Genomic DNA, 15,782 nt, shown 5'->3' with positions numbered 1-15,782 from the left:
GAGGGATCAGTTTGTCCGGCCTCGTAAAAGGGGGAGGTTTGTTTTTTTAATGTTGATTTTCAGGCGTTTACGTCTTGGTGTATAAATGCAGCTGAGGGATCAGATCTATTCGGATATTTTTTTATAAAAAATTAATATTCTCTAATCGATATTTCTCAGGGAGCCCAGACTGGTAATACCGCCTATAGCTAAAAGCGGAATTGAGCAATGATCGAGGGCCAGACTTAGTAGAAGTAGTTCAGGACTTCCTTTCTATTTCCCACCCACCAAAACTCCGATTTTTCGCATCTATCTAGTAAATACGCTTTATAACGTAAAAATACGTTATGAATCTAAAAAAATAGTTGCGAATCTAAAAAATACGTTGTATGTTTGTGAAAGTTACCCAAAAGTGGGGCATTTTATTGCTGTTATTCTGGAGTCTGAGCGGTGTTGCGCAGGAAAGCGACAGCACCACCGACCTCAGTAGAAACTACCAGCAAGCCCTGGAACTAATCAATCAGTTCCAATTTGACAAAGCTCAGACCCTGTTGAGCACCTGCTACATTAAAGATCCGGAGAATGTCGATTATCTGTTGAAGATCGCTTACTGTAATCAGCAGTCGGGCCGTTATCCGGATGCGCTGATCTTTTACAATAAAGTGTTGAAGATCGATTCGCTGAATACGACCGCTCTGAGTTCGACCGGTTCGATCTACGAGCGGACCAGCAACTACCGGGAAGCGGCAAAGTATTACCGGGAGTTGATCCGGATCGATACCAGCAATGCCTATTACTACAAGCGCAACGGTTATGTGGCCCTGCGCATGAACAAGCCGCTGCAAAGTGTGATCTATTTCTTACGGGCCCACGGATTGAACGAAGCGGATATCGAAACGATCGATCAACTCTGTGATCTGTACCTCGCGCTGAATGATCTGAAATCTGCCGAATTGATGGTCAAACGCGGACGGGCGATCGATCCGAACAACCTGGCGCTGCTCTACAACAACGCCCGGCTCGAACAGAAGCGGAAAAACCACGAGGAAGTAGCCGGGGCGATTCGCCGGGCCATGGAACTGGGGGATACCAGTGATTACTACCAGATGATGCTGGGCGTGGCCTACATTTATCTGGACAGTATGGACCAGGCGATCGGGCATCTGGAAGCGATAGTGGATCGGGGGCAGGACTCCGAATATACGCACCACTACCTGGGGCTGGCTTACCGGGCCAAAGATGAGCACGCCAAAAGCATCGCTCATTTTGAACAGGCCATCGAACTCGGCGTTTCCGAAAAAATGTCGGATTTCCAGGCTGATCTGGCTTCCGTGCTGGTGGAAGAAAACAACTACCGAGCGGCGATCGATCACTACCGGGAAGCGTTGAAATACGATCCCAGCGCGGAGCACATTTTTCACCTGGCGCGTACCTGTGACCAATATTATAAGGATAAAAAGATCGCCCTGAAATATTACGAACAGTACCTAAACACCAAAAACCAAAAGTTCCGGGAATACACGGAACAGCGGATAAAACAGCTAAAAGAATTTATCCATTTCAGTAATTAAGCGGCGCAACCGGCGCAGTAAACGGAAATTGTTAAATGACGGACGCAAAACACCTTCAGATCATCGTACTACTGCTATTGTTGGCAGGAGTAGTCTCCGGACAGGCTAAAATGCTGGAGCTGGACGGTGTACAATTCCAGGTGTACCATAACGATCTTTCCGGTCGCAAACCCGGCCAACCGGCCCTGGTCTTTGAGAATGGATGGGGTGCCGATATGGGCAACTGGGAGCCGATCCTGGAAGAACTGGAGCGCACGCAGATCGTATTCACTTACGATCGCACCGGGGTGGGGGAGTCCGAATACAACGAAAAGGTGCCGAGCCTGGAAAATACGGCCGCTACCCTGCGAAGTTTACTGCAAAAAGCGGGAATACCGCCGCCCTATATCCTGATCGGGCATTCGCTTGGAGGCGTATACGTGCGGGGGTACGCCGGACTTTATCCGGAAGAAGTAGCCGGAGTGGTCTGTGTGGACCCGGCGGATTTTACCGAATCCAAAGAAGATTGGAAAATGCCTTTCCGCCGGATCGGAGTACCGGAAAAGAAGCTCGACGAAATGTTGTACGAGCGACTGTATACCGACCAGATCGATCCGGACATGCCGGTAGCCCTCCGGCAGGAACGGGAAGTGCTGAAAGGTTGGCGAAAAGTGGATTTCGCCGGATTGCGGGATATTCCCCTGCCGAAGATCCCGGTCGTCTTTTTTATCGGCGGCCGGTTTGATGTGCCGCCGCAATACCGGAGCAAAGACCTGGACCAGGAAGCGCTCTTCGAAGCCCGCAAGCAGCAATGGATGCATCACTGGTCCAAACTGATCGATGAAACCGGTGGCGGCGGCGGCCTGATCTACGTGCCGGGGGCCGGACATTTCGTCCACCGGGATGTTCCGGGGATCGTAATTGATAATATTTTGAGCCTGGTGCGATAAGCATTATTGCTGATTGACCGATACTTTTGAATATTAATCGACTGTAAGTCGGTACTACAACAAAAAGCTATGCAAAAACTGACCAAAGCCGAAGAGGAGATCATGCAGATCATCTGGACGTTGGGCCCCTGCCTGGTAGCAAATATCCGGGAATATATTCACGAACAACTGGGGCAGCCCATGCCGCCGCACAGTACGGTATCTACGCTGGTCCGGAGCCTGGAGGAAAAAGGCTTCGTCGATCACAAGGCCTACGGCCGTACCTATGAGTACTACCCCAAAGTGAAAAAAGAGGACTACAGTAAGCTGCGTCTCAATACCCTGGTCAGTAATTATTTCGACGGTTCCATGAAGCGGCTGGTGTCCTTTATCGTCAAGGAGAAGGACCTGAGCCTGAATGAATTGACGGAACTGATGGATAAGTTGGAAGAAGAATAATATTGATCATCTGATTATTTGATGATATGATGATACGGTTAGGTCCCGGGTAGCTGCGGGAAAAGACCAGGATGGAGGTGTGCTGACACCCATCAGATCATCAAATCATCATATAATTCAATCATCAAAATATGATAGCCTATTTACTCGATGTGAGCCTGTGTTGGTTGACTTTCTATCTGCTCTATTATTTCTGGTTGAGCAATGAGACCTTCTTTCACCTGAACCGATGGTATCTACTTGGTACGCTGGTGCTGGGACTGATCATCCCTTTCGTACCATCTCCGTTCGGCATGCAGGTACAGGAGAGTGAATGGGTGACTTTATACGTAGCGCCCCTCAATATGGGACTGGAGTCGCTGGAGGTCACCGTGACCGCCCCGGGAGCAGCCGAGCAGCATTTCGACTGGATGCTCCTTTTGAAATGGATCTACTGGGGTGGGGTCTTTCTGACCGCTTTCCGCTTCCTGAGTGGCATCTGGCGCATCAGCACGCTCTACCTACGGGCCGAGCACATCCGGGTCGGGCAGTACCGGGTAGCACTTACCGATGAGCCTCATTTGCCCTTTTCATTCTTCCGCGTCGTATTCAAAAGCAAACTCGGTAACCTGGATGAATTTGCGGAAGAAAAAATAACCGATCACGAGCTGGCCCACGTACGGGGCTGGCACACGATAGACGTGCTATTGGTCGAACTGGTGAGCATCTTCTTATGGTGCAGTCCGCCGGTCTACCTCTACCGTCGCTCCCTTCGGATAGTACACGAATACATCGCCGATTCGGCAGCTATCCGTACCGGAGAAAAGAAAAAATATGGCCATTTATTAATCAGGCAATCGCAGTCCGGACTACAGCTTGCCTTGGCGAATCACTTTATTCAATCACAACTGAAAAAACGAATTATGATGATGACTAAGACACGTTCTCGACGCCAGGCCTTTTTGAAATATCTGCCGGTGATCCCATTATTGGTGGTAGCGATGGTCGTCTTTTCCAATTGGGAAGCAGTGGCCAATGATTCACTGGATCTGTTGGGAAATAGTCCTTCAAACGAAAGGGTGACCGAAAATGCTACGCTGAATGAAGACTTCGATCCTAAAGTATTGGAAAAGAAGATGAGGGCCATTCTGGACAAAGCAAAAAAATTGGAAGCCGATGGTGAAGGAACCCAAGAGGAGCAATATCTGATTGATCAGTTTGCCGTTTTACACGAGAATTGGAGTCAGAAATACCCGGAACACCGGAGCAATATCCTACAGGTCACTAAAAAAGTGGCCGAAGAATTTCGTCTGTTCCTGGTCATCGAAGATGGACAGATACAGAAAGCATTTGACAGATACGGTGTTCAGTTATTTACCCGTGGCCAACGCGTAGAGATGCCGGCATCCTTTAAAGAAACCGGATCGATCAAGCTCAACGGAGATGGAAATCCGTATGTTCTTATCAACGAAAAGCCCGCACCGGCTGACTGGAAAGAAACTTTGGATAAAAGCAATATCGAAAGTGTAAATGTACTGAAGGGTGAATCGGCAATTAAAGCCTACGGCGAGAAAGCCAAAGACGGTGCCGTCCTGATCTATACAAAGGATTTTGAAAAAGAGATCCAGTTGAAAGGCGAGGGAGAACCCTACGTACTGATCAATGACCAACCCGCTCCGGCCGACTGGAAAAGCAGCATCGATAAGGAAAATATCGCAAAAGTCAATGTGCTGAAGGGAGAAGCGGCCATCGCTGCCTACGGAGAGAAAGCCAAAGACGGCGCCATTCAGATCTATACCAAAGACTTCAAGAAAGCGAACAACGAGACCGACAACCAATACAAAGAAGCGCCTTCGGCCAAAGTGATCATTTCCAAGCTGGGACACGCCCCTGTGGATCCCCTGTTCATCCTGGACGGTGAAGTGTTCGAAGGGGATATCAATGACCTGGATCCGAACGATATTGAGATGATCGATGTGCTCAAAGGTGAGTCGGCTATTAAAGAATTCGGAGAGGCCGGGGCCAATGGGGTGGTACGCATCTCTACGAAGGATCGTCCTTACGATGTCAGCCCGATCTTTCCCGGATGTGAGGATCTGGAAGGCGAGGACCAGCTGAACTGTTCCCGGAAAGGATTTCTGATGAACGTTTATAAGAATATCCGTTATCCGGCTTCCGCCAGAAATGCCCATATCGAAGGGATGATCGTCGTGAAATATACGATCGGCACGGATGGTAAAGTGAAAAACGCCATGATCCACCGCGGCATTGACGAGGCGCTGGATAATGAAGTATTGCGGGTGATCAACGAACTTCCGGACTGGAAGCCGGCCCTCAAGGACGGTAAACCCGTAGCGGTAGATATGATCCTGCCCGTACAATTCAATATTGAAGGGGACGAAGAGGAAAGTAGAGCCGCGAAAAAAGCGATCGGTAACGAAAATTACAAAGAAAGTAAAAGGGCTTACCTGGAAAAAATGGCCATTGATGGCCAGGTTGCGGAAGAGATAGTCGTAACCGGCTACGGACAGACCCGTTCTCCGCTGGAGGCCTTCAAGATCGCGGAAGAAATGCCGCGTTTCCCGGGTTGTGAAGGAGTGGATGTTGCAGAACGTCAGAATTGTGCCGATAAAAACATGATCGATTTCATCTACAAAAATGTCACCTATACCGAAGCCGCCAAAAAGGCGGGCACTTCCGGTACGGTGGTGGTGAGCTTTGTAGTCGGAAAGAACGGCAAGATCCGGGATGTACGCATCCTGAAAGGACTGGGGCACGGCCTCAACGAATCGGTCCTGAATATGATCGATAAAATGCCGGACTGGATACCGGGCCGTCAGGATGGCAAGCTGGTAGATGTGATCTTCAATTTGCCCGTCCGGTTTAAAACGACCAGTGTAGAACGCCCGGCGACCACGGTAAAAGTAAATGGTCCGGACCAGCAACCGGCCACAACAATGCTCGATCTTAAAAACTTCAAAGCCGCGCCCAACCCGACCAACGGATTGATCAATCTGCGGTTCCAGGCGGAAGCCCAACCACTGCAGGTGCGGGTGCTGACGGCCCAGGGACAGGCGGTTTACCAAAGAAACATACCGCAGTTCAACGGTAACTTTGACGAACAGATCGATCTCAGTGACGCCCCGAAAGGCACGCTCTTTATCTCCGTACAGCAGGGAGAGAAAATGTATACTTCTACGGTTATTGTGCAGTAAGACAAGCGCTGCCAGAGCCGAATTATTACCCGACTGATAAAAATATGCCCTGATGCCGAACCGGTGTCAGGGTATTTTTTATTTCCGGGTGCAGTTCATGGTTTTTGTAAAACTGGATGTATTTTTAGGAAAACAGCGCAAAAACAAATTCATGACGCCCACCTCTCGCTCCATTCTGGCTTTACTGGTCCTGATCACCTGCACCCACTGTGTACAGAAAGATCCGGTATCGACCGGCCCCGAAGTTTTACTTTCCATTAATGTACCGGAGGACTATCACCGTACCCAGGAAGGATATGCCGATCGGAGTTTTGCCTACATCACCGATGAAACGGGAACGGTGATCGATGCGGGAGAACTCCTGGACGGTACCCTCCTGAAGCTTTCCGGTAATTACGATCATGCCAACCGGCCCATGCACGCCCACATCGTCCGGGTTTATTACCGGTTCCAGGGCTCGCATCGTTCGGAAAGGTATACCGTTGACTCCTATTCGGATATTGAGCCCGATACCTGGGATCTGGAGCGTCGGCCCCTCCCGAACCGGCAGGAGTTGAACCTGAAGTTTATCAATACCGGGGGAGAGATCGAGCAGAATGAACATTTTGTCGACAGCAACACCTACGGCAGCGGAAGTGAATCGGACGGTGATAACGGCACCTATTTTCGCACGATCCTGGTCGATGAATTTCCGGAAGACGTATATATCGCATTCAAAAGAAAAAATGAGAGCGGGGTCCGGTATTTCTGGCAACGGGTAAGCGGACCGGAAAGTCAGGAGATCAATAGTCTGGACTTACCCCTGATCGAAAAACCCGTGTCCATTAGCGTACCCCCGGCGGCAGGAGGCTACGTAGCCGCTTACGGCTACAAAGCCGATGCTCCCGCTCAGGAAAAGGAAGTATTTTATCACCATCTTGAAGGTGGGGCAAACAGTGTAAGCCCGTTCGTGCCGGCCGGTGTATTTGACTATTTCCGGAATTATTGCCGGATCGGAATTTTCGGAAAGGGCTTCTACGGTATTACGGAGATCGGGCCGCTCCGGACGGATTACCAGTTGCCGGAGCTGGATCTGATGGTCCACCTTACGGATGTGAAGAATCTGGAATTTGAGGCGGGTCGCCCGTTTGACGGTTACGATATTTCCGCCCGGTATCTGGAACGGGGTCCGGATCGGGATCAGTTATTGGTATGGAGTGTACGGGGGACCTACGCCGCTAAAATCAATCCTCCGTTTCCTGAGTTACCGGATCTCATCACGGAGGCCCTACCTTTTGTGGAGTCTCACCTGCCGGATCTGGAACTGGACGAGGCGACGGTATTCACCTATCAGGATTTTCCGGTCCGGCGCACCTTTTTTCGGGAATCAGTGAAGTTTGGCGGTCTGAGCCCGGCGGATCACGGTCGAAGAGAAAGCTATACCGTTACGGAATAAACGCCTTTCTTTTTCTGGTAGCTGAAAAAATAGTTGTGGACAAAAAAATAAAGGTGGCCGGTAATGCGGATCTCCGGAAATTCTCTATCCGGTAGGTCCCTGCATTCCCGGTCACCTATTGTGACTGGAGCTGATTCGTGAGATCAGCCCACTTCTTCTTCACTGAGATTTCCCGCTCCCACGCTGTAGGCCAGAATATCGTGCGTGGTGAGAATGCCCATCAGCAGGCCATCCTCGATTACGGGAAGCGCGTGAAATTTATTGGCCAGAAAGATATCCGCCGCCAGACCGATGGTATCATCGGGATCGAGGCATAGCGGAGAGGCCGTCATCAGATCTTTGGCCCGGCGGTGTTCCAACTGCATGTGCGACCAGGTCGGTCCACTGCTCTGGGCGGATAATTGTTCGTAGAAGATCCGAAAATCCTCCCGGCTAACAATACCGACGAGCTGGCTACCGGCTTCTACTACCGGAAGGTGGTGGAAGCTGTTGGCGGCAAAGATCTTTTGTATCTCTTTTACGGGCGTATCCGGCGCGACTGTTATCAGTGCCGTCGTCATGATTTCCCTGATGGGTGTTTCCAGTTGCATGACTTTGTTTTTTGTGGTTAGTAATTGCTTTTACATGACCAGTAATGGCACCTTGGTCTTTTTGGACATGGCCTTCGTCCGGCTGCGGTGAAAAAGCCGGTCCGGAAAACTCCGGTGCGTCCGGTACATGACCAGCAGGTCAATACCGTATTGATCGGCAAAGGCGTTGATATCATCAGTCAGTTCTTCCTGAGCAAATTGATGGAACTGGATCTGCAGAGCAGGGGCATTATCCTGGAAGAAACTTTCGAGTTCTTCAAGCCGGGGCGCCGCGCCCTTCTTCTCCTGATCGCCGAAATGCACCACATGCATGATGGTATGGAAAGGGGCCAGTAATTTGGCTACTCTCCAGATCTCATAGGAATCGGCCAGTTGCAGGTCCGTAGCGTAAGCTACCCGCAGAATATCCTTCAGGCCGGCAGTTTCGGGGACAACAACTACCGGGCAGGGTGCATGACCGACAACGCCGGATGCGACGGTGCCCAGTAGTTTTTCCAAAGTGCTATGCTCACCACGGGTTCCCATGATGATCAGCGGGAACAATTCTTTCTCCGCAACGGAGTTGATTACAGCTACGGCACTGCCTACTTCCACACTGCTGGTGACCTCGGCTTCATGGGTCAGTTCTTTGCTCACTTCGGCAATGCCGGCATCGGAAAAGGTTATCATCACTTCTTTGGCTGCATCTATCTGAGCCCGGGTTGCCTGGGTGGCAATGATCGGCGCATCAAAGCTATCCACCTGTGGATAAATTACGTGCAGCAGATGTACGGATGCTTCCAGGCGGTCGGCCATTCGCAGCGCGTAGACAAATGCATGTTGGGCGGCTTGCGAAAAATCCGTAGGGACCAGTATTTTTTGGATCTTTTCCATGGCGGTCTTTTTATAATAGAACATAAATGCAGCTACAATTGTGCTCGGTCGTTAGCCAGCTTGAAGCGTACCGGAAGGGTGAATTGTACCCGTACCGGAATACCGCGCTGACGTCCCGGGATCCACTTGTTTTCCATGTTGTTCATCTTGTTGACTACCCGGAGGGCTTCTTCTCCACAGCCACCTCCGATATCGCGTAAGATCTGTGCATCGGTAATGGAACCGTCCGTATTGATCACAAATCCGACCACGACCATACCTTCGATATTGTTCTCGCGGGCGATGCCCGGATAGTGCAGTTCGGAATACAGGAACTCCATCAGTTTTCTATCCGCACAGGCCTTTTTCTCTTCTTTGCTGGTGCTGGCAGTTTCACAACCGGGGAAGCGGGGCATATCCTCCACGATCTTGAAGATCTCGGCTACTTCCGGCTCTCTTGGAGGAGGAGGCGGGGGCGGCGGGGGAGGAGGTGCTGCTTCTTCGGGTTCTTCGAAAACCGGTGCATCAATGGAAGCGTCCGCATCGATAGACTGGTCGACAAATTCAATTTCCTCTTCTTCCATGATGATATCCTTTGGGATCTCTTCAATTACCGTCGGCGGGGGCGGTGGGGGAGGAGGAGGGGCTTCCGCCGTTGCTGGAGGAGGCTCCATTTCAATATCGAAGTCGAGATCATAAGTTACGGCCTGCGCTACGCTGCCGTCATCATAATCCGTCCAGTTGAATGCGGAGATCGCTACCGCTAAGACGCCGATCAGTCCCAGGTACAAAAAGATGGACCGGAACCGGAATACGTCTACGTCCTGATACTTTCTCAGGGCTTTTGATACCCGCTTGGGGTGGTTGGCTTTTTCGGCAAGGTGTTTATCCGTTTGGCGATTCAGATACAAACGGCCACCTACAATGAACAGGATAAATAATCCCAGGCCAATTGCCGCTATAAGCATTAGGTTTGTTCCGCTGATACCATAGTCCGTCATCATGGCTTTAGCATTTAGGTGAATAAATTGATTTCTTATATGTCTCAATTTATGACCTTACTGCTGATGTTGAAATGAGGATTGGCAGAAGTGGTGGTGAGAAAAATCATCCGTCCGGGTGATCGATTGGTGATTCGGTGAGGGGGCCGGGCAAAGCCGGGTAATTTCCGCAGATTGCGGTGCTTTTTCGCATTTTAAGGGCTGCTTTTCGGCATTTTTGACCGGGAAGACTGGCCGGAACCGACTGAAGGGGCAGGCGTTCCCGGCTACCTGTAGGACAAGCGGCCGGGAGTTATACCTGTGGTGCCCGTCCATTGCAGCGTGCACAGGCACCGGATAAGGTGTTGATCAGGTCAATAGGTGAACTTTCAGATCAAAGTGAATGGTGATCACATCCTCCACTTTGATCATCCCGAACATGGGCCGGGGCGGATCGATACCGAAATCGGACATGGCCACTTCCGTGCGGCTGCGCAACTGGTAGTAGTCGTCCCCCAGCGCTTTGGCTTCTACGCTCAGGTGAAGCGGACGCCGGGTACCGGCAATGGTGATCTGGGTCTTTACGGGGATCTCGGTCCAGGCCGTAGAGCTGATTTCGCCCGCTCCTTCCGGCAGGCGGATCGTTTGTACCTCGATCCGGATAAACGGAAAGGAATCGGCCTTCAGGGCCTTACGGAGGTCATTATTGATCCCTTTGCGGCCACAATCCAGTTTGTTGGTGGCGAGGCGAAAATCCGTATTTCGCAAATTGATAATGAAAGGACGGTTATCCTGAATCAGTTCGTAGGTATCCTTAGGGAAATTGTCAGAACAATCGCAAGAGAACCGGTTGACGTTCGTTACTCCTTCCAATCTTAGTTGACTAGACGGATCTATTATGAATTCACCGGTGAGTGCGGCATATCGATTGGAAAGAAACACCAAGCTCACTATTAAGGATAAGATCCCGAGAAGCGTTAAGCGTTTCATGTTTGCTTGTTTTTGCTATTAGGTGGCGGATACGATGCGGTTGAAAACAATATAATCATTGGCGTACAGTATCCGATCATCAGAGTATCAAAAAAAAGTGGAGGAGCCACATAGTTCGAGGTTCTATGGACTCCTCCCACACCGATCAAATGACTGTTGTACTTTTGAGTTTGATGATGCGCGGTGACCTTAGAAACCGATCACTGCTTCGATCATCAGTCCATTGAATTCACCCTCTGCGTAGATGTCGTCTGCCGGGAAGTCTTTATAGTTTTGGCCGACATAGGCAGCTTTCAGCAGCAGGTTCTTGGTGGCAAACCAGCCAGCGGACAGTTCGACCCGGTCAACAGTGATGTCTTCGGTCATGCCGGAGAGTTGTCCGGTTACGGTGTTGTAGCGTGCGCCCAGGTACAGTTGTTCGCGATCCAGGAAGCGGTAGACTACTTCGCCGGCTACCTGAGTGATGTCGCGTTTGGCACTTTCGCTGTTGGATTTACCGCTACTCACTTCGTAAGTTCCGAAGAATTCCAGGCCTTTGTATTTCAAGAACGGGTTAATCATAAAGGAAGTGATCTCGTTGTTGAAACCCGGGTTGATACGACCGGTAGTAAAAGCGCTGGTTCCGTCTGGAGTTACCATTACATTGTAGAATCTGGAACCGGTACGGTCACCACTATAGAGGGTGTTTCTCGGTGTATTGCTGTTTGCGTACAGGGATCCGGATAAGCGGAATCTCAGGTCTTCGTTGAACTGGTTATCGTAAGCCAGTTTCACGTATACGGATGGGTTTTTGCCTCCGCGTCCGTCGTCATCCGGCATGTAATCTTTCACGTCCCCTTTGATCAGGCCCGCGGTCATACCAACGGCAGCCGTGATGTTATCAGTAGGGAAGAGGTAAACCTCACCGCCAATCTCGGTAGCAAATGCATCCAGGATGTAGTTGCCTACGAATGGGTTGTACAGGGCGTTACCGTTATCGGTTCTGCGGAACTGTTGGTCACCGTAGTTGATTTGCATGTGACCGATCTTTACGCGTACCAGGTCGGTGAACCACTGTGGGTTACCCAGCATGGGCAGTTTATCGATTTGGATGTATCCGCCTTTCACCCAGAATTCGGAGTGGTGGCGAGAAGACATGTAGTTCTCCAGAGATACCCGGATACCGTCGTCCAGTTGAACATCCAGGTTAAGGTTGGCAGTTGCCAGGTTGAAACCTGAACCTAATGGATACAATTCGTTATCGGGATTTGTGGAGTTATTACTGTGACTCAACATTTGATACTGTTGAGTGAAATTGGCGCCGATCTTTACGTCCAAGCCGTTAAAAGGAACCGTGCTTTCGTTGGCTGCCTCGAATACATTGATACCGTTTTGGTCATAAGGCCGGTAGTAATCAATTTTCGCTTGCTGAGCCAACATTGTATTAGCTGAAAGTAGTACGATCATGGCCAATATCCAACTGGCAAAAAATCTTAGGGTTTTCATACGATTAAATTTTATGAAGCTAGTTGATTGGGAGCAACCAAGTTGCTTCTGTGAGTTGTTGACTTTAATTTTTACTTAAGTTTCAATTTTCCTTCTCGCCTTTAGCGAGGCTCAGTTTGAAGGCAACGGTGATGTCGTCTCCGGTCTTGAGCGTGCCCAATAAGGCAGTAGGCGGATCGATGCCGAAATCGGTCATCTTGAGTGCCTTGCTTCCGCTGAACTGGAAGCCTCCTTTACCGTCAGCTTTGGCCTTAGCCTTGAGCTGGATCGTCTTGGTTTTACCGGCGATGGTCAGCTGACCTTTCGCCGTCAGTGTGATTTCAGTTCCATTCGTGTCAATGGATTGTAGATCCTCCAGTTTGAAAGTGATGTAGGGATGATCATCCGACATTAAGGCTTTATAAGTCTTGTTGTCCATGATCCTGCCTTTTTCACTGGTGATACTGGTTACCGGAATATTAACCTTGAGGGAAGGAATGTCTACCAGGGTGCCATTTTCAACTGTTAGATCACCAGAAGCAGTGAGCTTATCGGTTTTGGAGGTCCAATCGTGCAAGCTGGATGTTCCGCTTATGATAATTTCTGCAGTGCGAAGCTGGTATTTTTCCTGAGCCTGAAGGTATCCCAGACCGAGGAGGAGTAAGACTAAGATTTGGATTCGCTTTTGCATGATCTTGGTGATTTTGTTGATTCAAAGGTAGGAGCAGCGGCAAACCTAAATAATGACGAATCATAGGTGGGATGATGATCATTATCACTGAGCAACAATAACCCCGGGGGTGACCAGGATCATCACTTTGGAACGGAGAGTATATGAACTTTATAAGGATAGGAAAATGAGCGATTTAGCATTCCGGCGTATTGCAAGCTGCCCCGTTTTATTCTAATGATAGCTAATTTCCGGCCCCTGGCCGGCGCTCATTGTCAAAAGAAAAAAGCGGGAAAAAATCCAGGAACCATGATCGCGAGTAATATCGATATTGCATTGGGCGATGTAATGACCCGTCAGCCCCACAGCCTATCCCCCATGGATCCGGTAGAACGGGCCGATCAGCTGTGTCGGGAGTACCATATTCACCATTTACCGGTGGTAGATATTTACGGCAAGGTGATCGGTATGCTCAGCCACTCCGATCTGTTGAAGATCTCCTACGGTCTTTCTCTTTTCCGTAATCACGATCCCGAGCGGTTCAACCGCACCCTGTTCGCCAGTGTATTGGTGCGGGACATCATGACCCGGGATGTTACGGTACTGGACAGCGCCGATACCATCGGTGAAGCGCTGGCTATTTTCAAACTGAATAAATTTCACGCCATACCGATCGTCGAGCGGGAGTTGCTCGTAGGGATCATTACTCCCCTTGATCTGTTGGTAACGGCTTTTACCAACCCAATCTGATGAAAAATGGGTGAACACCACACGAAACCCCTGCGTACCCGCGAGGAACGCAACCGTTTTTGCCGCTCCGTACTCCGGGACATCACTGCCCTGGAAACCATGTTGCGGGAAGGACGTTTCGAACGGGGTATACAGCGCATCGGTGCCGAACAGGAACTGTGCCTGATCCAGCCGGATTTCAGTCCGGCTATGACCGGTCCGGAAGTACTCGCCGGAATAGGCGCGGATGCTTACACCAGCGAACTGGCCCGCTACAATCTGGAAATCAACCTGCCACCCAAAGAATTGGGTGAAAATAGTTTTCAGGAAATGCACCGGGAACTCGAACAACTGCTGGCCCGTGGGCAGGAGGTAGCGGATCAGTGGAACAGCCGGATCATCCTCGCCGGTATTCTGCCAACTATCGAACGGCGGCATTTGCAACCTAAATATATGACACCGGCCCAGCGCTATCAGTTGCTGAGTGAAAAGATGCTGGAAGTGCGGGGCGAGGACTTTAAGATCCAGTTGGAAGGGGTAGACGAACTCATCGCTTCCCTGGACAGTGTGCTGTTTGAAGCCTGCAACACCAGCTTTCAGCTGCATCTGCAGATAGATCCTGCGGATTTTGTGGCCCAGTACAATTGGGCCCAGCTGATCGCCGGTCCGGTATTGGCGATCGCCGCCAATTCGCCCCTGCTATTGGGGCGGGAGCTGTGGATGGAAACCCGCATCGCTCTGTTCAAGCAAAGTCTGGACACCCGCAATCCGAAGCATCAGTTGCGGGATAAGGCACCGCGGGTGAATTTCGGTAACGACTGGATCCACCACTCCGTGGCCGATCTGTTCAAGGACAATATTGCCCGGTTCCCCATGTTGCTGGGTATCGCCGGGGAGGATGAAGACGCCCTCGATCTGCTCAGTAAAGGGCAGATACCCAAATTGCGGTCTTTGCAGTTGCACAACGGCACTACCTATACCTGGAACCGGCCCTGCTACGGCCTCTCCCAGGGCGTACCGCATTTGCGGATCGAATGCCGCTACCTGCCGGCCGGTCCGAGCGTGCTGGATGAAATGGCCAACTTCGTTTTTTGGGTCGGCCTGATGAAAGGTATGCCCGAGAGCTATCGCAACCTGAAAGATACACTGGACTTCCGGGTGGCTAAGGCCAACTTCATGCGGGCGGCGCATACCGGCATGGCTACCAGTCTGGAATGGGAAGGTAAATTATGGTCCGCGCCCAATCTGGTGATGGAAGTCCTCCTGCCGATTGCCGAGGCCGGACTGGCAGCATCCGGGATCACCAGCGATTCCATTGCTCATTATCTGGGCGTGATCTACGATCGTTGCGAGCGGCAGCGGTCCGGTTCCCGCTGGATGGTGCAGAATTTCCAGCGGCTGCGGAAGGCCTACGGGCGCGGCATGGCCAGCAGCCTGATCACGGAAGCTATGGCCGAGCAGCAGGCAGGCGGGTTACCGGTCCATTTTTGGGACGATATTCATTCGACCCGTATTTATCCGCGACCGTTTCGGGAACTCTACGCCAAGGATACCATGAGTACGGACCTGTTCACCGTCAAGGAGGAAGATCCCGTCATCCTGACCGAGCGGATTATGCACTGGCGCAACATACGGCACCTACCGGTAGAAAATGCGCAGGGTGAACTGGTGGGCATACTCACCCACAGTAATTTGACGGAATGGTCGGAGCAGGGACGGGATCCCTTTGCCATGGTTCGGGAAATTATGGTGCGGGAGCCGGTCTGCGCCGCGCCCAATGCCCGTATGGAAACGATCCGGTCGGTTATGAACGAAAAATGTATCGGCTGCGTACCGATCATTGTGCACCAGCACTTGGTGGGCATGATCACGGATACCGATATAAAACGGCTGGAGGAATCGACCGAAGTAGTTGGCCCGCAACGGAGCGCTCCCTTTGAGGAGCTTTGACCCCTTCACGT

At 50.8% G+C, this 15,782-nt stretch carries 13 protein-coding genes; 7 read left to right on the top strand and 6 right to left on the bottom strand.

The features are described 5' to 3' along the window. Positions 1 to 368: 368 nt before the first annotated feature. The 5 genes from CRP01_RS06775 to CRP01_RS06755 all read left to right on the top strand — a co-directional run bounded on the left by CRP01_RS06775 (position 369) and on the right by CRP01_RS06755 (position 7,546). Positions 369 to 1,550, top strand: a complete 1,182-nt coding sequence (locus tag CRP01_RS06775) for a tetratricopeptide repeat protein (protein WP_099149262.1) — start codon at positions 369 to 371, stop codon at positions 1,548 to 1,550. A gap of 35 nt (positions 1,551 to 1,585) precedes the next feature. Continuing rightward, positions 1,586 to 2,479 carry an alpha/beta fold hydrolase gene (locus tag CRP01_RS06770; RefSeq protein ID WP_099149261.1) on the top strand — a complete coding sequence of 298 codons (894 nt, stop codon included), beginning with the start codon at positions 1,586 to 1,588 and terminating at the stop codon, positions 2,477 to 2,479. A gap of 69 nt (positions 2,480 to 2,548) precedes the next feature. After that, positions 2,549 to 2,917: a BlaI/MecI/CopY family transcriptional regulator gene (locus CRP01_RS06765; RefSeq protein ID WP_099149260.1), complete on the top strand. Its 369-nt coding sequence runs from the start codon at positions 2,549 to 2,551 to the stop codon at positions 2,915 to 2,917. A gap of 131 nt (positions 2,918 to 3,048) precedes the next feature. Next, positions 3,049 to 6,111 carry a TonB family protein gene (locus CRP01_RS06760; protein ID WP_099149259.1) on the top strand — a complete coding sequence of 1,021 codons (3,063 nt, stop codon included), beginning with the start codon at positions 3,049 to 3,051 and terminating at the stop codon, positions 6,109 to 6,111. A 151-nt stretch (positions 6,112 to 6,262) separates the two neighbouring features. Beyond that, complete coding sequence (locus tag CRP01_RS06755) at positions 6,263 to 7,546, top strand: hypothetical protein (RefSeq protein ID WP_143473295.1); 1,284 nt, start codon at positions 6,263 to 6,265, stop codon at positions 7,544 to 7,546. 143 nt (positions 7,547 to 7,689) lie between these two features. Here CRP01_RS06755 and CRP01_RS06750 read toward each other — a convergent pair whose 3' ends face one another. The 6 genes from CRP01_RS06750 to CRP01_RS06725 form a co-directional block, all read right to left on the bottom strand. Then, positions 7,690 to 8,136 carry a CBS domain-containing protein gene (locus CRP01_RS06750; protein WP_099149257.1) on the bottom strand — a complete coding sequence of 149 codons (447 nt, stop codon included), beginning with the start codon at positions 8,134 to 8,136 and terminating at the stop codon, positions 7,690 to 7,692. Between the two features lie 30 nt (positions 8,137 to 8,166). Continuing rightward, positions 8,167 to 9,009 (bottom strand): universal stress protein, encoded by an 843-nt coding sequence (locus CRP01_RS06745; protein WP_170110260.1) that lies wholly within the window; start codon positions 9,007 to 9,009, stop codon positions 8,167 to 8,169. 32 nt (positions 9,010 to 9,041) lie between these two features. Next, complete coding sequence (locus tag CRP01_RS06740; protein ID WP_233752638.1) at positions 9,042 to 9,992, bottom strand: energy transducer TonB; 951 nt, start codon at positions 9,990 to 9,992, stop codon at positions 9,042 to 9,044. Positions 9,993 to 10,337: 345 nt separating this feature from the next. Beyond that, positions 10,338 to 10,958, bottom strand: a complete 621-nt coding sequence (locus tag CRP01_RS06735) for a YceI family protein (RefSeq protein WP_099149255.1) — start codon at positions 10,956 to 10,958, stop codon at positions 10,338 to 10,340. A gap of 189 nt (positions 10,959 to 11,147) precedes the next feature. Continuing rightward, complete coding sequence (locus CRP01_RS06730) at positions 11,148 to 12,443, bottom strand: hypothetical protein (protein WP_099149254.1); 1,296 nt, start codon at positions 12,441 to 12,443, stop codon at positions 11,148 to 11,150. 82 nt (positions 12,444 to 12,525) lie between these two features. Then, entirely contained in the window at positions 12,526 to 13,113 is a 588-nt protein-coding gene (locus tag CRP01_RS06725; protein WP_099149253.1) for a YceI family protein, read from the bottom strand. Between the two features lie 288 nt (positions 13,114 to 13,401). Between CRP01_RS06725 and CRP01_RS06720 the strand changes: the two genes are divergently transcribed. Together CRP01_RS06720 and CRP01_RS06715 are read left to right on the top strand one after the other, a co-directional pair. Next, the gene (locus tag CRP01_RS06720; protein WP_170110259.1) at positions 13,402 to 13,842 is read left to right on the top strand and encodes a CBS domain-containing protein; all 441 of its coding nucleotides are present in this window, start codon (positions 13,402 to 13,404) and stop codon (positions 13,840 to 13,842) included. A gap of 6 nt (positions 13,843 to 13,848) precedes the next feature. Continuing rightward, on the top strand, positions 13,849 to 15,771 hold the full coding sequence (locus CRP01_RS06715) for a CBS domain-containing protein (RefSeq protein WP_099149251.1): 1,923 nt from the start codon (positions 13,849 to 13,851) through the stop codon (positions 15,769 to 15,771). Positions 15,772 to 15,782: the final 11 nt, after the last annotated feature.

The sequence above is a fragment of the Flavilitoribacter nigricans DSM 23189 = NBRC 102662 genome (assembly GCF_002646595.1).
GTDB classification, from domain to species: Bacteria; Bacteroidota; Bacteroidia; order Chitinophagales; family Saprospiraceae; genus Flavilitoribacter; species Flavilitoribacter nigricans.
Note: the sequence above shows the minus strand (reverse complement) of the source record. Positions and strands in the feature narration are given on the sequence as shown.